General features: G+C 63.0%; 22 protein-coding genes and 1 other RNA gene. 13 read left to right on the top strand and 10 right to left on the bottom strand.

The window, feature by feature from the left end:
- Positions 1-206: 206 nt before the first annotated feature.
- The gene (locus KCX70_RS21025) at positions 207-953 is read left to right on the top strand and encodes a substrate-binding periplasmic protein (RefSeq protein ID WP_102852560.1); all 747 of its coding nucleotides are present in this window, start codon (positions 207-209) and stop codon (positions 951-953) included.
- Between the two features lie 9 nt (positions 954-962).
- On the opposite strand, the gene KCX70_RS21020 is transcribed toward KCX70_RS21025, so the two are convergent.
- The 4 genes from KCX70_RS21020 to gpmI all read right to left on the bottom strand — a co-directional run bounded on the left by KCX70_RS21020 (position 963) and on the right by gpmI (position 6,045).
- Positions 963-1,658, bottom strand: coding sequence for a divergent polysaccharide deacetylase family protein (locus tag KCX70_RS21020; RefSeq protein ID WP_102852758.1), 696 nt, complete (start codon positions 1,656-1,658; stop codon positions 963-965).
- A gap of 117 nt (positions 1,659-1,775) precedes the next feature.
- Positions 1,776-3,113, bottom strand: coding sequence for a S41 family peptidase (locus KCX70_RS21015; protein ID WP_212618706.1), 1,338 nt, complete (start codon positions 3,111-3,113; stop codon positions 1,776-1,778).
- Between the two features lie 35 nt (positions 3,114-3,148).
- Positions 3,149-4,402, bottom strand: coding sequence for a murein hydrolase activator EnvC family protein (locus KCX70_RS21010; protein WP_212618705.1), 1,254 nt, complete (start codon positions 4,400-4,402; stop codon positions 3,149-3,151).
- 107 nt (positions 4,403-4,509) lie between these two features.
- A complete protein-coding gene (gpmI, locus tag KCX70_RS21005; RefSeq protein ID WP_212618704.1) occupies positions 4,510-6,045 on the bottom strand; it encodes a 2,3-bisphosphoglycerate-independent phosphoglycerate mutase in 1,536 nt (511 codons plus the stop codon).
- A gap of 143 nt (positions 6,046-6,188) precedes the next feature.
- Here gpmI and KCX70_RS21000 point away from each other — a divergent pair, with 143 nt between their 5' ends.
- The 3 genes from KCX70_RS21000 (at position 6,189) to secB (ending at position 7,441) form a co-directional block, all read left to right on the top strand.
- The gene (locus KCX70_RS21000; RefSeq protein WP_021206153.1) at positions 6,189-6,602 is read left to right on the top strand and encodes a rhodanese-like domain-containing protein; all 414 of its coding nucleotides are present in this window, start codon (positions 6,189-6,191) and stop codon (positions 6,600-6,602) included.
- Positions 6,603-6,604: 2 nt separating this feature from the next.
- Entirely contained in the window at positions 6,605-6,859 is a 255-nt protein-coding gene (gene grxC, locus KCX70_RS20995; protein WP_102852556.1) for a glutaredoxin 3, read from the top strand.
- Between the two features lie 87 nt (positions 6,860-6,946).
- Positions 6,947-7,441, top strand: a complete 495-nt coding sequence (gene secB / locus KCX70_RS20990) for a protein-export chaperone SecB (protein WP_021206151.1) — start codon at positions 6,947-6,949, stop codon at positions 7,439-7,441.
- A 77-nt stretch (positions 7,442-7,518) separates the two neighbouring features.
- Here the strand turns inward: secB and KCX70_RS20985 are convergent, their stop codons facing one another.
- Positions 7,519-8,496: an NADPH:quinone oxidoreductase family protein gene (locus tag KCX70_RS20985; RefSeq protein WP_212618703.1), complete on the bottom strand. Its 978-nt coding sequence runs from the start codon at positions 8,494-8,496 to the stop codon at positions 7,519-7,521.
- 179 nt (positions 8,497-8,675) lie between these two features.
- Here KCX70_RS20985 and KCX70_RS20980 point away from each other — a divergent pair, with 179 nt between their 5' ends.
- Positions 8,676-9,080, top strand: coding sequence for a flagellar basal body-associated protein FliL (locus tag KCX70_RS20980; RefSeq protein ID WP_021206149.1), 405 nt, complete (start codon positions 8,676-8,678; stop codon positions 9,078-9,080).
- Between the two features lie 18 nt (positions 9,081-9,098).
- Here the strand turns inward: KCX70_RS20980 and KCX70_RS20975 are convergent, their stop codons facing one another.
- Positions 9,099-9,548, bottom strand: coding sequence for an EVE domain-containing protein (locus KCX70_RS20975; protein WP_212618702.1), 450 nt, complete (start codon positions 9,546-9,548; stop codon positions 9,099-9,101).
- Between the two features lie 198 nt (positions 9,549-9,746).
- On the opposite strand from KCX70_RS20975, the gene KCX70_RS20970 reads away from it, so the two are divergent.
- A complete protein-coding gene (locus KCX70_RS20970) occupies positions 9,747-9,896 on the top strand; it encodes a hypothetical protein (RefSeq protein WP_165788501.1) in 150 nt (49 codons plus the stop codon).
- 44 nt (positions 9,897-9,940) lie between these two features.
- Here KCX70_RS20970 and KCX70_RS20965 read toward each other — a convergent pair whose 3' ends face one another.
- From KCX70_RS20965 to KCX70_RS20950, 4 genes are all read right to left on the bottom strand, one after another.
- The gene (locus tag KCX70_RS20965) at positions 9,941-10,543 is read right to left on the bottom strand and encodes a 5-formyltetrahydrofolate cyclo-ligase (protein WP_212618701.1); all 603 of its coding nucleotides are present in this window, start codon (positions 10,541-10,543) and stop codon (positions 9,941-9,943) included.
- Positions 10,544-10,549: 6 nt separating this feature from the next.
- A non-coding RNA gene (ssrS, locus tag KCX70_RS20960) (6S RNA) lies at positions 10,550-10,728 on the bottom strand.
- Positions 10,729-10,761: 33 nt separating this feature from the next.
- The gene (locus KCX70_RS20955) at positions 10,762-11,076 is read right to left on the bottom strand and encodes a cell division protein ZapA (RefSeq protein WP_021206146.1); all 315 of its coding nucleotides are present in this window, start codon (positions 11,074-11,076) and stop codon (positions 10,762-10,764) included.
- The gene (locus KCX70_RS20950) at positions 11,073-11,282 is read right to left on the bottom strand and encodes a TIGR02449 family protein (RefSeq protein WP_021206145.1); all 210 of its coding nucleotides are present in this window, start codon (positions 11,280-11,282) and stop codon (positions 11,073-11,075) included. Before KCX70_RS20950 ends, KCX70_RS20955 begins: the two co-directional genes overlap by 4 nt.
- A gap of 123 nt (positions 11,283-11,405) precedes the next feature.
- Between KCX70_RS20950 and KCX70_RS20945 the strand changes: the two genes are divergently transcribed.
- The 7 genes from KCX70_RS20945 (at position 11,406) to gcvT (ending at position 19,992) form a co-directional block, all read left to right on the top strand.
- Entirely contained in the window at positions 11,406-11,960 is a 555-nt protein-coding gene (locus tag KCX70_RS20945) for a YecA family protein (protein ID WP_212618700.1), read from the top strand.
- A gap of 13 nt (positions 11,961-11,973) precedes the next feature.
- Entirely contained in the window at positions 11,974-13,305 is a 1,332-nt protein-coding gene (pepP, locus tag KCX70_RS20940; protein ID WP_212618699.1) for a Xaa-Pro aminopeptidase, read from the top strand.
- Between the two features lies 1 nt (position 13,306).
- Positions 13,307-14,485: a 2-octaprenyl-6-methoxyphenyl hydroxylase gene (gene ubiH, locus KCX70_RS20935; RefSeq protein ID WP_212618698.1), complete on the top strand. Its 1,179-nt coding sequence runs from the start codon at positions 13,307-13,309 to the stop codon at positions 14,483-14,485.
- Between the two features lie 74 nt (positions 14,486-14,559).
- Positions 14,560-15,780, top strand: coding sequence for a 2-octaprenyl-3-methyl-6-methoxy-1,4-benzoquinol hydroxylase (locus tag KCX70_RS20930; protein WP_212618697.1), 1,221 nt, complete (start codon positions 14,560-14,562; stop codon positions 15,778-15,780).
- 100 nt (positions 15,781-15,880) lie between these two features.
- Positions 15,881-16,882 carry an extracellular solute-binding protein gene (locus tag KCX70_RS20925; RefSeq protein WP_212618696.1) on the top strand — a complete coding sequence of 334 codons (1,002 nt, stop codon included), beginning with the start codon at positions 15,881-15,883 and terminating at the stop codon, positions 16,880-16,882.
- 271 nt (positions 16,883-17,153) lie between these two features.
- On the top strand, positions 17,154-18,770 hold the full coding sequence (locus tag KCX70_RS20920; protein WP_212618695.1) for an ABC transporter permease: 1,617 nt from the start codon (positions 17,154-17,156) through the stop codon (positions 18,768-18,770).
- A 139-nt stretch (positions 18,771-18,909) separates the two neighbouring features.
- Positions 18,910-19,992 carry a glycine cleavage system aminomethyltransferase GcvT gene (gcvT, locus tag KCX70_RS20915; RefSeq protein WP_212618694.1) on the top strand — a complete coding sequence of 361 codons (1,083 nt, stop codon included), beginning with the start codon at positions 18,910-18,912 and terminating at the stop codon, positions 19,990-19,992.
- Positions 19,993-19,999 lie beyond the last annotated feature (7 nt).

The following is a 19,999-nucleotide window of genomic DNA, read 5'->3' as shown; positions in this document are numbered from 1 at the left end:
ATCGCCCGCTCGCCACGCGAAGGCTCATGACGGGCTCCGCTCGCGCCTGTAATGGCGAAATACTGGCTTTGAAATGTGCGCCCCGTCTCATTTCGCGGCTGGTCACGCGGCTTTCTCGCTGCCGATTGCTACACCTAATGAAGCGACTGCGCTCGACATCTGTCGGCGAACGTCGCTCTGAGGGTTTTTGCGCAGTTGGGGGTGTGATGAGACGGATTTTAATGGCCGGTTTGCTGATGCTGATGGCAGCGTCAGTCAGGGCAGCTTTGCCGGACGACTACAAGGTGGTGCTGCTGACCGAGAACTTTCCGCCGTTCAATATGGCAGCCGACGGCAAGAACTATGCGGCCGAGCGCAACATCAGCGGCATCAATGCGGACATCGTTCGCGAGATGTTCAAGCGCGCCGGAATCGCCTACAGCATGACGCTGCGTTTCCCTTGGGAGCGCATCTATAACCAGGTGCTGGAGCAGCCGGACCAGGGATTGTTTTCGACCACTTACACACCGGAGCGTGAGCCGCTGTTCAAATGGGTCGGACCGCTCACCAGCACCGGCTGGGTGTTGCTGGGACCGCCCGGCAGTTCGCTGCGTCTGAGCTCGCTCGAGCAGGCGCAGCCCTATCGGATCGGGGCATACAAGAACGACGCGGTGAGTCAGCACCTGGAAAGCAAAGGCCTGGATCCGATCAATTCGCTACGTGACCAGGAAAACATCGGCAAGCTCCTCAAGGGACGAATCGACCTTTGGGCGACGACCGATCCGGTCGGACCCTACCTGGCCAAGCAGGAAGGGGTGAGTGGACTGACGACGGTTCTGCGCTTCAACGACGCGCAGCTATTCCTCGCGCTGAACAAGCAGACACCGGACGAAGTTGTTACGCGGCTACAAAAAGCGTTGAACGAGATGAAGGGCGACGGCGCCATCGACGCCATTATGCGTCGTTATCTCTGATCGACTGCCTTAGCGATAGATGCCGTGCACGCCGTGGGCACCCATGGCCCGGTTGCCGCGCGTCGCGATCATCTGGCCGATATCCACCCAGTCGATGCCTTGAGCCTGCAGGTGCGGTAGCTCCCGTTCCAGCAGCGCCAGCGTGCTCGGGTGCGGGTGCCCGATGATCACCACCGAACCCTGCTTGCGTGCCAGCTCGAGAGCCGCGTGGTACTGCGCGGCGACCGCAGCGGGGCTGGGATCGTCGTCGAGGAAGATATCGCGCGACAGGCTGGCCAGGCCGATGCGCTGCGCGGCGGCCGCAGCAACCGTCGCGCTGCTGGTGCGGCTGTCGACAAAGAAAAGATGACGGCGCTGCAGTTCGCCCATCAGGGTCGACATCGCCGCGCGCAGACCAGTCATCTGGCTACCCATGTGATTGTTGATGCCGCTGGCGCCAGGAACCTTCTGCAGCGCACTGTTGAGGCGGCCGATCAGCTCCGCCTCCGGCAACGGCGGCTGCCAGGCGTAGGGGCCGCCGGCAGGCGCCATCGGCAAATGCAGCATGACGGTCTTTCCAGCGGTTCGGGCCTGCTTCGCCAGCGTCGTCGCGTGGCGGGTATCGGGCAGGATCGCCATGGCGACGGGGCCGGGCAGGGCCAGAACCCGCCGGTCCTGACGCAAGCTCTGGCCCAGGTCGTCGATAATCAGCGTCAGCTTGGGCATCTGCGCGATGCTGGCCAGGCGCTGCTCGTCGCTGGCCGAAGGCTTGTACGGCGCCGCGATCACCAACAGCGGCGTGAGAATCCCCAATAGTGCCGCCAGGGCATATCGGAGCATCCGTTACTGGCCGCGGGTGAGGTTCAACCCCTTGAGCAGATTCAGTGCCTGGCCGAGCTGGTAGTCCTCATCCTGAGGGCGTGCCGAGTCGCTAGCGATCGGTGCGCTGCTGGGGCGCTCCGGACCGCCGTTGCCGTTGCCCAGATGCCCGGTCAAGTCCGCTTCGCGAATGCCTTCGACGGCCTGCTCGCGGGTGAGCTTGGCGCGGGCGACCTCGATATCCGGCTGGATACCCTGCGCCTGGATGGAGCGCCCGTTCGGCGTGTAGTAGAGCGCGGTGGTCAGCTTCAGAGCACGATCGTTGTTCAATGGCAGCACGGTTTGTACCGAGCCCTTGCCGAAACTGTCCGTTCCCATCAGCACCGCGCGCTTGTGGTCCTGTAGGGCGCCGGCGACGATCTCCGACGCCGATGCACTTCCGCCATTGATCAGCACCACCAGGGCGACGCCCTCGCTGGCATCGGCCGGGTCAGCGCTGAAGCGCAACTCGGAGTTGGCGATGCGGCCTTTGGTGTAGACGATCAGGCCGTCAGTGAGGAAGTGGTCGGATACCTCGACCGCCGCCTGCAGGACGCCGCCCGGGTTGTTGCGCAGGTCCAGCACCAGCCCGTTGAGCTTCTTGCCGTTTTCCTTGCGCAGGCGTGCCAGGGCCTTGCCGACCTCTTCTCCGGTGTTGATCTGGAACTGGGTGACCCGCAGGTAGCCATAACCGGGCTCGAGCATCTGGCTCTTGACGCTGTTGACCTTGATCACTGCGCGCGTGAGCTTGACCGTGAAGGGCTTGCCGCCCTCGCGCACCAGTGACAGCGAGATGGCGCTGCCGGGTTTGCCGCGCATCATGCCGACCGCATCGATCATCGACATGCCCTTGGTGGGCTTGCCGTCTATCTTGACGATCAGGTCGCCGGCCTCGATGCCGGCCTTCGAAGCGGGGGTGTCGTCGATTGGCGAGACGACCTTGATGAAGCCATCTTCTACACCGACCTCGATGCCGAGACCGCCAAACTCGCCGCTGGTGCTTTCCTGGAGTTCTGCGAAGGCCTCGGGTTCGAGGTAGGCAGAGTGCGGGTCGAGGTTGCTGAGCATGCCCTTGATGGCATTTTCCAGCAGGGTCTTGTCGTCGACCGGCTCGACGTATGCCGCCTTGATCCGGTCCAGCACCTCGGCGAAGGTGCGCAGCTCGTCCAGCGGCAACGGTGCCTTCCTGCTCGGCTTGTCCAATGCGACTGGCGCTGGCGTCAGCTCTGCAGGCGGCTGCTGGGCCCAGGCGTTAGCGCACATTCCCAGCAAAATGGACAGGGCCAGGGTAGAGGGTTGGGCGAAACGGCACAGGTGCAGCATGTTTGACTCCAATTGTGAGGGGTGCGCCGAGGACACTATCCTTGTGCACGACACCATTGTGCCGGATCGCTCGGGCGACCCTGCTGGCGAATGGCGAAATACAGGGCGGCGGACTCTTGCCCACCACTGGTACCAACAGTTGCAATCGGCTCGCCCGCCTTGACGATTTCTCCGGCGTTGCGCAGCAGACTCTGGTTATGGCCGTACAGGCTCAGGTAGCCATTGCCGTGGTCGAGGATCACCAGCAGTCCGGCACCGCGCAGCCAATCGGCGAATACCACCCGACCGCCATGCACCGCGCGTACCTGGGTGCCGACAGCGGCACCGATCAGCACGCCGTCCCATTTGGTTCGAGCGTCGCCGCCACGAGGAGTGCCGTAGCGGGCTACCAGGCGACCATCCACCGGCCAGGGCAGCTTGCCCTTGGCGCTGGCGAACGGGCCGCCGTAACTGCTGCCGGCGCTTGAAACGAGCGGGCCGGCTGGCGCTGGTCGGCCGGCCTGCCGCTGGCGCGCCTCTTCTTCGCGGGCCTGGGCCAGTGCACGCTGCCGTTCCTGTTCAGCCTCGCGTGCTTGGCGTGCAAGGGTTTGCTCGATGGTCTGCAGAACGCGTTCGAGCTGCGCCTGTTCCTGCTTGCGCGCCTTGAGTTTCTGGTCGCGGCTGGAAAAGTCCTGATCGAGCTTGGCCAGCGCCAGCTGGCGCTCCTTGCGTACTTCGGCGAGTTGGGCGCGGCGTTGTTGCAGGCCGTCCTGCTGTTCGGCGAGCGTCGCTTGCTGCGCCTCGATGCCGGCTTCGACCTTGGTCAGTTGGCGAAGGGTTTCGTTGAACTCCGCCAGCTGTTCGAAACGGGCCTTGCTGAGGTAGTCGTAGTAGGTAAGGGTGCGGCTGAATTTTTCCGGGTTCTGCTGGTTGAGCAGCAACTTGAGGTATTCCTGGCGACCGCTTTGGTAGGCGGCCCGCGCCTGGATACCGATCAGCCGCTGTTGCTCCGTGCGAGCGCCCTCGAGCGTGGTCTTTTCCTCGTTGAGGCGTTCGAGTTCCGCTTCGCTGCGGTCGATTTCCTGCTGCAGCGAGTCGACCTGCTTTTCCAGCTCGCCCATCTCGCTCTCGGTGCTTTGCAGCTGCTTCTGGACCGTGGATTTCTCCTGCTCGATCTGCTTGAGCAGCTTCTGGAGCTCGGCCACGTCCTTGCGTGCCGCTTCGATCTGTTTGCGGGCGTCGGCGCGCTCGTCCGCTGTGGCTGAGCCAAGCAGACAGAACAGCGCGAGGGCGAGAATCATGCGAGACATAGAGGGGCGTAACCGAGCGTTTGACGACCGCCGTAGTATGCCTAAAAAAGCAGCTGGAAGCTTGAAGCCCTGGGCGGGAACAGAAGCTTGCTTCCAGCTATCGCCTATCAGCCCAGTTCGACGATCGAGCGACCGGTCATCTCGGTGGGTACCGGCAGACCGAGCAGCGTCAGCATGGTCGGCGCCACGTCGGCGAGCACACCGCCTTCGCGAACCTTCAGCTTGCGCTTGCCGTAATAGATGAACGGTACCGGCTCGCAGGTATGAGCGGTGTGAGCCTGGCCGGTCATGGCATCTTCCATCTGTTCGACGTTGCCGTGATCCGCCGTGATCAACGCCTCGCCGCCGACCTTGTCCAGTGCCTCGACGATGCGGCCCATGCACTTGTCCAGGCATTCGACGGCCTTTACCGCGGCCTCGAACACGCCGGTATGGCCGACCATGTCGCCGTTGGCGTAGTTGACGATGATCACGTCGTAGCGCTGTTGCTCGATGGCCTCGACGATGCGGTCGGTCACCTCGGGTGCGCTCATTTCCGGTTGCATGTCGTAGGTGGCGACCTGCGGTGACGGGATCAGAATCCGCTCTTCGCCCGCGAAAGGCTCCTCACGGCCGCCGGAAAAGAAAAAGGTGACGTGGGCATATTTTTCGGTTTCGGCGATGCGCAACTGGGTCTTGCCGTTGTTGGCCAGGTATTCACCGAGCACGTTGGTCAGCGGCTCGGGAGCGAAGGCCGACGGCGCCGGGATGCTGGCCGCGTACTGGGTGAGCATGACGAAACCGGCCAGTTGCGGCACGCGGGTACGCTGAAACGCATCGAAGCCGGGCTCGACGAAGCAACGCGTCAGCTCGCGTGCACGGTCGGCGCGGAAGTTCATGAACACCACGGCATCGCCATCCTCCACGCGCACCGGCTCGCCGATGGTGGTGGCTTTGACGAACTCGTCGGTTTCGCCGCGTTCGTAGGCGGCTATCAGACCGTCGACCGCGTAGTCGGAATGATGCTCCGCCTTGCCCTCGACGATCAGGTGATAGGCCTGTTCGACGCGATCCCAGCGATTGTCCCGGTCCATCGCGAAGTAGCGGCCGATCAGGCTGGCGACCCGGCCCTTGCCAAGGCGGGTGAAGGTGGCCTGCATCAGTTCGATGGAGTGCTGAGCGCTTTTCGGCGGTGTGTCGCGGCCATCGAGGAAAGCGTGCAGGTAGATATGTTCCGCCCCACGTTTGGCCGCCAGCTCGGCCATGGCGACCAGATGGTCCTGGTGGCTATGAACGCCGCCGTCCGAAAGCAGGCCCAGGATATGTACCGCCTTGCCAGCGGCGACGGCCTTGTCGACTGCCGCGCAAATGTTCGGGTTCTCGAAGAACTCGCCGTCGCGAATGGCTTTCGTCACGCGGGTGAAGTCCTGATATACCACTCGACCCGCACCCAGGTTCATATGGCCGACTTCGGAGTTGCCCATCTGCCCGTCCGGCAAGCCGACATCCATGCCGCTGCCGGAAATCAGGCCGTGCGGCTGGCTGGCGAGCAGCCGATCATAGACCGGCTTGTTGGCTGCGTGGATGGCGTTGAATTCAGGGCTGTCGCTATGTCCGAAGCCGTCGAGAATCATCAATACCAAGGGTTTGGGCGCGGCAGGCATATCACGGGCTCCTTGCACGGGGGGGGCGAAAAAATGGCGGCCAGTCTACTGGCTGGCCGGTTTGACGTCACGATTGGCAGGGTTCAGCCCGGTTGTGCGGCTGTGTATACTGGCCCGCATTTTATCCCCCGGGTACCCAATTGATGGTCGCTAACCTGATTGAATTCGTCTCCAACCACTACGTTCTAGTTGGCATCTTTCTGGTGCTGCTGGCGCTTCTCGCCATCACCGAAGCGCGCAAGGGCGGCAAGAGTCTGAGCAACCGCGAGCTGACCGGCCTGGTCAATCGCGACGAAGGCGTGGTCTTGGACGTGCGCGCGAAGAAGGAGTTCGATGCCGGCCACATCGTTGATTCATTGAACATTCCCTACGAGAAGCTGGTCAGCCGTCTGGGCGAGCTGGAAAAGCACAAGGGCAAGACGATTGTGGTCGTCGACGCCATGGGCCAGCATGCCGGAACAGCCTGCCGTGAGCTACAGAAGGCGGGCTTCAATGCCGCCAAGCTGTCTGGAGGGATTTCCAGCTGGCGCGGCGAAAACCTGCCAGTGGTCAAGTAACTATGCCTAAGGTCGTCATCTATACCACCGCCTGGTGCCCGTATTGCATCCGTGCCAAAAACCTGCTCGAACACAAGGGTGTCGACTACGAGGAGATTCCCGTGGATGGCAAGCCTGCGTTGCGATCGGAAATGGCGGCCAAGGCCGGGCGTACCTCGGTGCCGCAGATCTGGATCGGTGACGCACACGTCGGTGGCTGCGATGAGCTGCACGCGCTGGAGCGTGCCGGTCGGCTGGATGCGCTGCTGCAGGCCTGACCGGTTTCAACGCCTGCCAGTCCGCTGACGCGCGTCGGCGCTGGCGAGGCGATTTCCATAACGACATGCACAACAAGAAGGCTTCACATGACTGAACAAGCAAACAATGGCGCGGCGGCAGGTCAGCAAGAGCAGGGCGCACAGTTCTCGCTGCAGCGGATCTATGTCCGTGATCTTTCTTTCGAGGCGCCGAAAAGCCCGGAGATCTTCCGCCAGGAATGGAACCCGAGCGTTGCGCTGGACCTGAACACCAAGCAGAAGTCGCTTGAAAACGATTTCCACGAAGTGGTGCTGACGCTGTCGGTCACGGTCAAGACCGGTGAAGAAGTGGCCTTCATCGCTGAGGTCCAGCAGGCTGGCATCTTCCTGATCAAGGGCCTCGAGGCGCAAGCCATGAGCCATACCCTGGGTGCGTTCTGCCCCAACATTCTATTTCCGTACGCGCGCGAGACGCTGGACAGCCTGGTCACCCGCGGTTCGTTCCCGGCACTGATGCTGGCTCCGGTGAACTTCGATGCGCTTTACGCGCAAGAAATGGCGCGCATGCAGCAGGGCGGTGAAGCGCCGGCCACTGCTCACTGATAGTCGCTCGCTGCAAACGGCAGAAGCGCAGGGTGATGTCGAAGTTCACGGCACCCTGCGCTTCCCCGCTTCCCGCGTTAGCGTACCTTCACGACCAGCTTGCCCACGGCCTTGCGCTGGGCCAACGTATTGATTGCCTCGGCAGCCTGCTCCAGGGCAAAGGTCTGCGAAACCAGCGGCTTGAGCTTGCCTTCAGCGTGCCAGGCGAACAGCTGCTTGAAGTTGGCCGCGTTATCCTGCGGTTGGCGCCGCGCAAAGGTCCCCCAGAACACGCCGACCAGCGAAGCACCTTTGAGCAAAGGTAGATTAGCGGGGAGCGAAGGGATGTCGCCGGCAGCGAACCCGACCACCAGCATGCGGCCGTTCCAGGCGATGCTGCGAAATGCTTCTTCGAACAGCTGGCCGCCTACCGGGTCGTAGATCACATCCACACCCTGGCCGCCGGTCAGCTCTTTGAGGCGCTCCTTGAGGCTGGTGTTGGAATAGTCGATCAGCTCATCGGCGCCGGTACGCTTTGCGACTTCCAGCTTTTCGGCGGTAGAGGCGGCGGCGATGACCTTGGCCCCCATCGCCTTGCCGATCTCCACGGCCGCGAGGCCGACGCCGCCCGAAGCGCCGAGCACCAGCAGGGTTTCACCCGGCTGCAGGTTGGCACGCTGCTTTAAGGCGTGCATCGAGGTCCCGTAAGTCATGCTGAACGCGGCGGCCGTTTCGAAATCCATCGTTGGCGGTACCGGGAGCACATTGTCAGCCGGTACGGCGACCTGCTCGGCGAAGCTGCCCCAGCCCGTCAGGCCCATCACGCGATCACCTACTTTCAGGTGGCTGACCCCATCGCCTAAGGCGGCGACCACACCGGCCGCTTCACCGCCTGGCGAGAATGGCAGTGGCGGTTTGAACTGGTACTTGCCCTCGATGATCAGCGTGTCTGGAAAGTTGACGCCGGCGGCATGCACGTCGAGCAGTACCTCGCCCTTCTTGGCCTGGGGGCTGTCGGTCTGATCGATGACGAGATTTTCGGCCGGGCCGAAGGCTTTGCACAGAACGGCTTTCATCGGATTTCCTTTTGTCGTTTGAGATGAGGCTAATGGCCCTTTTCTGAATGCGTTCAGTCTAGGAGCCTGCCCATTCGGCGCAATGAGCATGGTCCGCTCTGATGGCGGTACATAAGGCCGAGCTTGGGTCCGCGCTCGGCACTGGTTATGCTGGTGGCCGGTCCCCATGGAGTTGTCCTGTGAAGCGCATCCTTCTAGTTTTTTTCGCTCTTTGTATGGCATTGCCGGCCCTGGCAGAGGCGTCCGAGGCCGATGAGGCTGCGCCGAAAGTCATCTACTACGCGCTGGTGCCGGCATTGGTCGGCAACTACGGCTCGGACGGCAAGCTCAGGTATTACAAGGCCGATATCGCGCTGCGTGTCAGCGATAGCCAGGCGGAGGAGAAGGTCAAGCACCACGAGCCGCTGATTCGCAATCAGCTGGTGACGCTGTTTTCGCAGCAGACCGATGCCAGCCTTGGGACGGTCGAGGCCAAGGAAGCGCTGCGCCAGGAGGCCCTCAAGCAGGTACAGGCGGTACTTACGCAGGAGGAAGGCAAGCCCCTGGTCGAGGACCTCCTGTTCAACAACCTGATCATCCAGTAAGCAGGGGCGCCCGAGACCTCAGCGCATGGCCAGAATGGCGCGCCACTCGCTGTCGCTGACGGGCATTACCGATAGCCGGCTCCCCTTGTGCACGAGCGGCATCTGTTCGAGCGCCGGTTCTGCTTTCAATCGGGACAGTGTCAGAGTGCTGTCGAATCGCTCGACGAAGGCGACATCCACAGCGCTCCAGGGATTCTTGGCAGCGCTGGCGCGAGCGTCGAAATAATCGCTCCCAGAGTCGAGAGCGGTCGGGTCGGGATAGGCGCTGCGTTCGATCGAACCGATTCCAGCTATCCCGGGAGTCGCGCAACTCGAGTGATAGAAGAAGAAGCGGTCGCCTTCGGCCATCTGTCGCAGGAAGTTGCGCGCCTGGTAATTGCGCACGCCATCCCAGCGGCCAACACCGATTTTTTCCAGGTCCTGAATGGAAAATTCGTCCGGTTCGGACTTCATCAGCCAGTACGGCATGGTCTTTGCTCACAGCTGGTTGCTTGGAAGGGTTCTCAAACGCAAAAATCCCCGACAATCGGTGGTAGCGCTTATTTGCGCTGCACCGAGGCATGACGGAGAATGCCGCGCTTGAGGTTGGCATTGTCGAGTCTAAAAAACGAAAACGATACTGACTCGACTACAGACTGTTCGCCTGGCAGGGGGAGGCGAAAAACTATGAAACGCAAACCAGATATTCTTTGGGTCCTGGTGCTGATCTTTGGTCTCGGCGTTGTAACGACAGGCTATACGCAGGGGCTTTGGGAGCGTACCGACAATACACCGTCGGCCGTTCCGATCAGTCATTCCCAGCAACTGCAGCGCTAAGCTGACTTGCCGCATGGACGCGGCGTGCCTCCCTGATTCCCGCCTTAACTTGCATACCAACCGTTATCCGTGACGGTCGCTTGCAGCGCCACATCCCAGCTTGCCAATGGCAATCGATCGACCTTCTGGCATTCATGCGCAAGACCTAAAAGTGTCGGCTTGTGACCATTTTTGCGCCTTTTACGATAGGCCAGGCTGCGATCATAGAAGCCGCCGCCCATGCCCAGACGTCCGCCTTGCTCGTCGAACCCTACCAGCGGCATCAAGACCAGATCGAGTGTCCAGATGGGGCGCTGTCGAGCCGGTCGATACATCGGCTCGTCGATACCGAATCGATTAGACCTCAGGCGTTCATTCGGCATGATGCGTTGAAACACCATGCGTGTGCGTGGCCAGGCGTTGAGCACGGGCAAGTAGGTCGCCTTGCCACGTCGTTGCGCTTCGAGCAGCAAGGCGCGGGGATCGATCTCGCCGTCGTTCGGCAGGTACAAGGCAATATGGCGAGCGCGCCGAAACAGTGGGTGCTGGGCCAGCTGCCGGTAGAGCGACTTGGCGGCCCGCCGCTGTTGCGCGGCGGTGAGCTGGCGGCGAGCTTGCCGCAATTGGCGTCGCAGCGCCGGGCGTGAAAGGCCTTCGGCTACGATCATGAAATGAGGCTCCCCAGCATGCCGCTGCCCGCGTAGGCCCTTGAACCCGAGAGTTCAAGGTGGCGACTACAGAGTACCTTAAGGCTTTCCGTCAGGCGGACATGCACACCGGCACTACGTGTAGCCTCCATGGTGTTGCTTATCGGGAGAGGGTCATCGCCGACTGGCGAACATGCCAGGGAGTGGGCGGGATTATAACGCAATCTGTTTGCCGTTCATCAGTTGCCGGATGGGTTTGGATCGGTGGCCAGTGCAGTGTCGACCCGCTCGAGCAGCACGCGGACGTGTTCGCGGGCGCTGTTGGCTTCGGCGTCCAGTCGGTCATGCTTGTGCAGCAGTTCGTGAGTAATGTTCAGTGCAGCCATCACCGCGACACGATCGGCGCCGATGACTTTGCCGCTGCTGCGGATTTCACGCATCTTGCGATCCAGATAGTGGGCGGCGCCTTCGAGGTTGCTGCGTTCTTCGGGCGGGCAGGAAATGCAATATTCCTTGTCCATGATGTGCACGGTAACGGTATTCGGCTGGGTCATGAGTCCTGCTCCAGGGCTTTCAGGCGCGAAATCATTGATTCGACCTTCACCCGTGCCATTTCGTTCTTCTCGATCAGATGAGCGCGCTCCTCGCGCCATGCCCGCTCGCTGTGAAGCAGCAGGTGATTCTGCGCCTTGAGTTGCTCGATACGCTGAATCAGCTGTTCCAGCTTGGCGGTCAGCAATTGCAGATCGGCGTCTTCCATGGGATTTCCGGGTAAATGGCGCGAGCGTCGGGGCATCCGGCTTCGATGGTCTTGGCTCGTATGCCGGTGCTAGGATACGAAGTCTCATTCTAGACATTAGCGCCTCCGCGCGCCTAGCTGCCAATGCCCATTCAGAATACGCCGTACGCCGCTTTTTCCACTTTGCTGACCAGCAGTGCCCAACCCGTCACACCCGCCGAGCTGCATGGCCTGTTGCTGGGGCGCAGCTGTGCCGGCGCCGGTTTCGATGTCGATGCCTGGCTGGTCGATGCGGCCGAGCTGCTCGGTGCCGAGCCGGAGGAGCCGGTGCGTCAGGCGCTGATCGGCTTGCAGGAAATGGTCAAGGGTGAGCTAGCCGGCGACGACATCGCCATCGTCTTGCTGCTGCCGTCCGACGACGCGCCGCTCGCCGAACGCACGCTCGCCCTGGGCCAATGGTGCCAAAGTTTCCTGGCGGGCTTCGGCCTGATCGCCGGTGACCGTGCGCTGAGCCGCGAGGCCATGGAGGTGCTGCAGGACATGGCGGCGATCGCGCAGATTCAGGATTCGCTGGACGAATCCGAAGACGGCGAGAGTGACTACATGGAAGTCATGGAGTATCTGCGCGTTGCGCCATTGCTCTTGTTCACCGAGTGCGCCAAGCCAGTACCGCCGACGCCCAAGCCCTCCCTGCATTGAGGATTCGCCTGCCATGACCCGTATCCCGAAAGCGGAATATGCCCGTCGGCGCAAGGCGCTGATGGCCGAGATGGAACCCAATAGCATCGCGATCCTGCCGGCTGCGCCGATGTATATCCGCAATCGCGACGTTGAACATATCTACCGTCAGGACAGCGACTTCCAATACCTGTCCGGCTTTCCCGAGCCGGAGGCGGTCATCGCGCTGATTCCGGGGCGCGAGCACGGCGAGTACGTGCTGTTCTGTCGTGAGCGCGACCCAGCGCGGGAATTGTGGGACGGCTTGCGGGCGGGCCAGGACGGTGCCGTCGCGGAATACGGCGCTGATGATGCGTTCCCCATCGGCGATATCGACGACATTCTTCCCGGCCTGATCGAGGGGCGTTCGCGTGTCTATTACGCCATCGGCAGCAATCAGGAGTTCGATCACCGTCTGATGGAGTGGATCAACACCATTCGCTCCAAGGCCCGCCAGGGTGCCCAGCCGCCTAACGAGTTTGTCGCCCTCGATCATCTGTTACACGACCTGCGCCTGTACAAGTCGGCGAACGAGGTCAAGGTGATGCGGGCGGCGGCTGAGATTTCCGCCCGGGCCCACGTGCGTGCCATGCAGGCCAGCCGCGCCGGACTCTACGAATACCATCTCGAAGCCGAGCTGGATTACGAGTTCCGCAAGGGCGGGGCGAAGATGCCGGCCTATGGCTCCATCGTCGCGGCTGGCAAGAATGCCTGCATCCTGCATTACCGCGAGAACGACGCCGTGCTCAAGGACGGTGATCTGGTCCTGATCGATGCCGGCTGCGAGATCGATTGCTACGCCAGCGACATCACCCGCACCTTTCCGGTCAGCGGTCGCTTCTCGGCGGAACAGAAGGCCATCTACGAGCTGGTGCTGGCGGCCAACGAGGAGGCCTTCAAGCACATCGCACCAGGCAAGCACTGGAACGAAGCGCACGAGGCGACGGTTCGCGTCATCACGGCGGGGCTGGTCGATCTGGGCCTGCTCCAGGGCGATGTCGAGGATCTGATCGCTTCCGAAGCCTACAAGCCCTTCTATATGCATCGCGCCGGCCACTGGCTGGGCATGGATGTGCATGACGTCGGCGACTACAAGGTCGGCGGCGAATGGCGCGTGCTGGAGCCCGGTATGGCGATGACCGTCGAGCCGGGCATCTATATCGCCGCCGACAACCAGGACGTGGCCAAGAAGTGGCGCGGCATTGGTGTACGCATCGAAGACGATGTGGTGGTGACCCGAACCGGCTGTGAAATCCTGACTGGCGGCGTGCCGAAGACAGTTGCAGAAATAGAGGCCCTGATGTCGGCTGCGGCCGAGGTGGCCTAGCATGGGCACCTTGGCCATAGTGGGAGGCGGGCTGGTTGGTGCCAGCCTGGCGCTGGCCTTGCAGCAAGGCGCGAAAGCGCGTGGCTGGAACATTGCGCTGATCGAGCCGTTCGAGCCCGGCAGCGAATATCAGCCTAGCTATGATGCGCGCTCCACGGCGCTTTCTTACGGCACCCGGCTGATCTATCAGCGCCTGGGCGTCTGGGAGCGGATTGCCGAGCGCGCCGAGCCGATCACTCACATTCACGTGTCCGACCGCGGTCGCGCAGGGGCGACCCGCCTCGACGCCAGCGACCAGCAGGTGCCGGCGCTGGGCTACGTGGTCGAGAACGCCTGGATTGGCCATTGCCTGTGGCAGGCGCTGGATGATGAAGCAGTGACCCGTCATTGCCCGGCGGAGGTCGAGCAGATGCAGGCGGTCGCGGGCGGCTATCGACTGACGTTGACCACAGGCCAAGTGCTGGACTGCGATCTGGCGGTGCTCGCCGATGGTGGTCGATCGGCCTTGCGCGAGCAGCTCGGTATAGCAATCAAGACCACCCCCTATGATCAGTCGGCGCTGATCGCCAATGTGACCCCGGGTAAACCTCATGGCGGGCAGGCGTTCGAACGCTTCACCGATGACGGGCCCATGGCGCTGCTGCCGCTGCAGGACAATCGTTGCGCTTTGGTCTGGACCCGGCCCGAGGAAGACGCGGCGCGTCTGGCCGCGCTTCCCGAAGCGGCGTTTCTCGACGAGTTGCAACAGGCCTTCGGCTATCGTCTGGGCGGCTTTCAGCAGGTCGGTGCGCGGCATCTTTACCCACTCATGCTGATCGAGGCCGAGGAGCAGGTGCGCTCCGGGCTGGTGGTGCTGGGCAACGCCGCGCACAGTTTGCACCCGATCGCCGGGCAGGGTTACAACCTGTCCCTGCGCGACACCGAGGCGCTTGCGGCCGCGTTGCTGAGCGGATCGGCAAAGCTCGGCGATATCGGCGTGCTACAGGCCTACCACCGGCGGCAACGTACGGATCAGTGGCTTACCGTCGGTTTTTCCGACCGGCTGACGCGGCTGTTCGCTGGCTCCGCGCTTTTATCCGTTGCCGGACGCAATCTTGGTCTGCTGGGGCTCGATCTGTTGCCGCCGGCCAAGGCCTGGTTCGCTCGGCAGGCGATGGGGTTGGGCGTGCGCGAGCGCTGAGTGCGTGCCTTCGCCGAGCTCGAGCAAGCCGATCCATTAGACATGCCGCTCACGCGGCGCTCAGGAGAGCAGAGATGCAAGCGGACCTCATCATCGTCGGCGCCGGGATGGTCGGCAGCACCCTGGCACTGGCACTGCGAGACGCTGGCTTGACCATCAAGCTGGTCGACGCCGGTCCGCTTAGGGTGCAGCCCTTCGCGCCCAGCGACCCTTTCGAGCCGCGTGTCAGCGCGCTATCAGCGGCCAGCCAGCGAATTCTCGAGCGCGTCGGTGCCTGGTCTGGCATCGCCGGTCGCCGTGCCAGTCCCTATACCGACATGCGCGTATGGGATGGCTCCGGAACCGGGCAGATTCATTTTTCGGCGGCATCGGTGCATGCCGAGGTGCTCGGCCATATCGTCGAGAATCGTGTCGTGCAGGACGCCTTGCTCGACGCGTTGACGGCCGATGGCTCGGTCGAGCTGGTACCGAATGCGCGGCTGGAACAGCTGCGCCAGAACGAAGGGGATTGGACTCTGACGCTTGCCGACGGGCAGCAGCTCAGCGCGGGCCTGGTGGTGGCGGCCGACGGCGGCAACTCGGCGGTCCGCCGTCTGGCCGGCTGCGAGACGCGCGAATGGGACTATCTGCATCACGCCATCGTGACCAGTGTGCGTTGCGCCGAGCCCAACCAGCAGACCGCCTGGCAGCGCTTTACCGATGACGGCCCGCTGGCCTTCCTGCCGTTGCAGCGCGAGGGCGATCCGCATTGGTGCTCGATCGTCTGGTCGGTGACCGAGCACCAGGCGCAGCGCCTGATGGCCCTGGACGATGAGGCGTTTCGCCAGGCGTTGGGGCGGGCTTTCGAATACCGCCTGGGCGACGTCCTGGAGGTCGACCCGAGGCTCTGCATTCCGTTGCGCCAGCGCCACGCCAAGCGTTATGTGCAGCCGGGGCTGGCACTGATCGGCGATGCCGCGCACACCATCCATCCACTGGCCGGCCAGGGGGTCAATCTTGGTCTGCTTGACGCGGCGGTGCTGGCCGAGGTTCTGCTGGCGGCCCTGAACCGTGGCGCATCCCTGTCTGATCTCCGGGTGCTGGCGCGTTTCGAGCGTCGGCGGATGCCCCATAACCTGGCGATGATGGCTGCGATGGAGGGCTTCGAGCGCTTGTTCCAGGCCGATGCGCTCCCGCTGCGCTGGTTGCGTAACGCCGGTTTGAAAGGCGTCCAGGCGCTGCCCGAAGCCAAGGCGTTGTTCGTACGGCAGGCATTGGGTCTGAGCGGCGATCTGCCGGAGCTGGCGCGATACTGAAGGGCGCGCGGCCACGCTCCTTGCAACATTTGTCGCGTTGAGAAAGTAAATGACATTCACTACTATTTAGCCTCTTTCATCAAAACAAGAGGCTAAATCCATGCAGGCAAGCAAAGGTTTACTCGCCGCCGCGGCGCTCATGGCGCTGTCGAACGTGGCACAAGCTGCCGATGAAGTAGTGGTTTACTCCTCGCGAATCGACGAATTGATCAAGCCGGTGTTCGACGCCTACACCGCTAAGACCGGCACCAAGGTCAAGTTCATCACCGACAAGGAAGCGCCGCTGATGGCCCGGATCAAGGCCGAGGGTGAGAATACGCCGGCGGATCTGCTATTGACGGTGGACGGCGGCAACCTCTGGCAAGCCGAGCAGATGGGCATCCTCCAACCGCTGAACTCCGACGTGGTCAAAACCAACATCCCCGCCCAGTACCGCTCCTCGAGCGACGCCTGGACCGGTCTTTCATTGCGCGCACGGACCATCGTCTACTCGCCCGAGCGGGTTCAGCAGAGCGAGCTGAGCACCTACGAAGCCCTTGCAGACGAGAACTGGGAAGGCCGGCTTTGCCTGCGCACCAGCAAGAAGGTCTACAACCAGTCGCTGACCGCGACCCTGATCGAAACCCACGGTGCCGAGAAAACCGAAGAGATCGTCAAGGGCTGGGTCAATAATCTTGCGACCGACGTGTTCGCCGACGACACGGCGCTGATTCAGGCCGTCGACGCTGGCCAGTGCGACGTCGGTATCGTCAACACCTACTACTACGGGCGCCTGCACGCCCAGCAGCCGGATCTGAAAGCCCGGCTGTTCTGGCCGAACCAGCAGGACCGCGGTGTTCACGTCAACCTCTCCGGCATCGGCCTGACCAAGCATGCACCGCATCCAGAGGCGGCGCGCAAGCTGGTGGAATGGATGACCACGCCCGAGGCGCAGAGCATCTTCGCCGATATCAACATGGAATTTCCGGCCAACCCGGACGTGAAACCCTCGGCTGAGGTCGCCGCATGGGGTGATTTCAAAGCGGACACCATCCCGGTGGAAGTTGCCGGCAGCCGGCAGGCCGAAGCCATCATGCTGATGGATCGTGCCGGCTGGAACTAATCCGTAGCGGCGAGCAAAGTACCCGCCCAGCCGGGCGTGGCGCGGTGGGGCTGAGTTGAAAGGCTCGCGGTCAAGACCGCTCCCACAGGCCTCGGGCGTCAACAGATCACTGGGCGGATTTCTCAGCGGTGAACTGCGCCAGCCGGCCGGATAAGGCAGGTAGCGCGCTAGCGGCTTCGACCGCCGCTCACTGGCCCTGGCAGCGGGCGCTGCCGTTATACTCGACGCCCCGGTCTGCCGGGGCGTTGTCTTTTCTAGGTTCGAGGCTTGTGTGTCCCACCCCGTCGAGCACCGTTGGTATCCCATTTCCTTTGCTGTCGCTGCGCTGGTGCTGTTGCCGCTGAGTGTGCTGCTGTTCAGCTGGAGCGACATCGACACCAGTATCTGGGCGCACCTGTGGCAAACGCAGATGCCCAGATTGCTCGGCAACACCTTGGCGCTGGTGCTGGGGGTCGGGTTTGGCGTCACCCTGCTGGGGGTCAGCCTGGCCTGGCTGACCTCGCTGTGCGAGTTTCCCGGACGGCGCTGGCTGGACTGGGCGCTGATGCTGCCTTTCGCGATTCCCGCCTATGTGCTGGCGTTCGTCTTCATCGGCCTGCTGGATTTCGCCGGGCCGGTGCAGACGCTGGCGCGCGAATGGTTCGGCAGTGGGGTGCGCTTTCCCAGGGTCCGTTCCACGGGCGGGGTCATCGTCGTGTTGGTGCTGGTGTTCTACCCCTACGTCTACCTGCTTGCCCGTTCGGCGTTCATTGCGCAGGGCAAAGGGCTGATGGAGGCGGCGCGGGTGCTCGGGCAGTCGCCCTGGAAGGCGTTCTGGACCGTCGCGTTGCCGATGGCGAGACCGGCGATCGGCGCCGGCCTGGCGCTTGCTCTGATGGAGACGCTGGCCGACTTCGGGGCGGTGGCGGTATTCAACTACGACACTTTTACCACCGCCATCTACAAGACCTGGTACGGCTTCTTCAGCCTGACCAGCGCCACCCAGTTGGCCAGCCTGCTGTTGCTTGCGGTCATGCTGGTGCTCTATGGCGAACGGCGCGCGCGTGGGGCTGCCAGGCCGGCCAATGACCGGGCGCGATCGGCGGTCCTTTATCGCTTGCGCGGCTTCAAAGCGCTGGCAGCCAGCGGTTGGTGCGTCCTGGTGTTTCTCTGTGCGTTCGTCGTACCCATGCTGCAGTTGCTGGTCTGGCTCTGGCAGCGCGGGCGCTTCGATCTCGACGAGCGCTACACCGGGCTGATCCTGCATACGCTCTATCTGGGCCTGATGGCGGCATCGATTACGGTGGCGGTGGCGTTGCTGCTGGCCTTCGCCCGTCGCCAGGCACCGCTGCGCTCGGTCAAGGCCGCGGTAGGGCTGTCGAATCTGGGGTATGCGCTGCCGGGCTCGGTGCTGGCCGTGTCGATCATGCTCGCGTTCAGCTACCTGGATCGCGAGGTGGTCATACCGCTGTCGGCGTGGCTCGGTGGCGAAGGCAAGCCGATCCTGCTCGGCAGTCTCGGGGCGTTGCTGCTGGCCTACCTGATTCGCTTCATGGCCGTGGCGTTCGGCCCGCTGGAAAGCGCGCTGGCCCGGATTCGCCCGTCGCTGCCTCAGGCGTCGCGTAGCCTTGGCGTCGGCGGGCCGGCGCTTTTCTTCCGAATCTACCTGCCGTTGCTGTTGCCCGGCACGCTGAGCGCCGCGCTGCTGGTGTTCGTCGACGTACTGAAGGAAATGCCGGCTACCCTGCTGATGCGACCATTCGGATGGGACACGTTGTCGGTACGAATCTTCGAAATGACCAGCGAGGGCGAATGGGCACGTGCCGCGTTGCCAGCGCTCACACTGGTGCTGGTCGGGCTCCTGCCGGTCATTCTTCTGATCCGCCGCTCGGCCCGGCGAGTCGGTTGACGCTCAGTCGATCGCCTCGTCGTGACCTGCCTCGACCTTGGGGCTACAATGCGCGCCATTCAAAAAACGTCGGACTTTCGTCCGACCTCTAATAGCTTCAGCCACGCCGCTTCGGCGACCTGCCCGGAAGGAGAAACCCATGGGTCAGCGTACTCCCCTCTATGATCAGCATCTCGCACTTGGCGCCAAGATGGTCGATTTCGGCGGCTGGGACATGCCCCTGCACTACGGCTCCCAAGTGGAAGAGCATCACCAGGTGCGGCGCGATTGTGGCGTGTTCGACGTGTCCCACATGACCGTGGTCGACGTCGCCGGCCCCGACGCCAAAGTCTATCTGCAACGTCTGCTGGCCAATGATGTGAATCGCCTCGGTCAGGTGGGCAAGGCGCTGTACACCGCGATGCTCAACGAGCGTGGCGGGGTTATCGATGACCTGATCGTCTACCTCACCGACTGGGGCTACCGGCTGGTCGTCAATGCCAGTACGCGCGACAAGGACCTGGCCTGGATGCAGGCGCAGGCCGAGGGTTTCGCCGTCGAGGTGACCGAGCGCTCCGAGCTGGCGATGCTGGCCATCCAGGGGCCGCAAGCGCGAGTCCGGACGGCCGAGCTGGTCGATCAACCGCGAGCGGCGCTGATCCATGAGCTCAAGCCCTTCAACGGCCGCGCTGCCGGCGACTGGTTCATCGGTCGCACCGGCTATACCGGTGAAGATGGCCTGGAAATCATCCTGCCGGCCGAGCAGGCGCCGGACTTCCTCAGTGAGCTGGTCGGCGCCGGTATATCGCCGATCGGTCTGGGCGCCCGCGACACCTTGCGCCTGGAGGCCGGCTTGAATCTTTACGGCCAGGACATGACCGAGGATGTCTCGCCCCTGCAGGCCAACATGGGCTGGACCGTGGCCTGGGAGCCGGCCGAGCGTGACTTCATCGGCCGTGCGGCCCTGGAGGCCGAGAAGGCCATGAGCGACCGGCCGAAACTGGTCGGTCTGGTGCTTGAGGAGCGTGGCGTATTGCGCGCGCATCAGATCGTCCGCGTCAATGGCGCTGGCGAGGGCGAAATCACCAGCGGCAGTTTTTCGCCTACGCTTGGCAAATCAATCGCCTTGGCGCGGGTTCCGGCCGCCGCCGGCGATCGTGCCGAAGTCGAAATCCGTGGTAAGTGGTATCCCGTGCGCGTCGTGCAGCCGACTTTCGTGCGTCACGGCAAAGTACTGGTGTAAATTCGGC

The organism is Stutzerimonas stutzeri, from assembly GCF_018138085.1.
Classification (GTDB): domain Bacteria; phylum Pseudomonadota; class Gammaproteobacteria; order Pseudomonadales; family Pseudomonadaceae; genus Stutzerimonas; species Stutzerimonas stutzeri_AI.
Note: the sequence above shows the minus strand (reverse complement) of the source record. Positions and strands in the feature narration are given on the sequence as shown.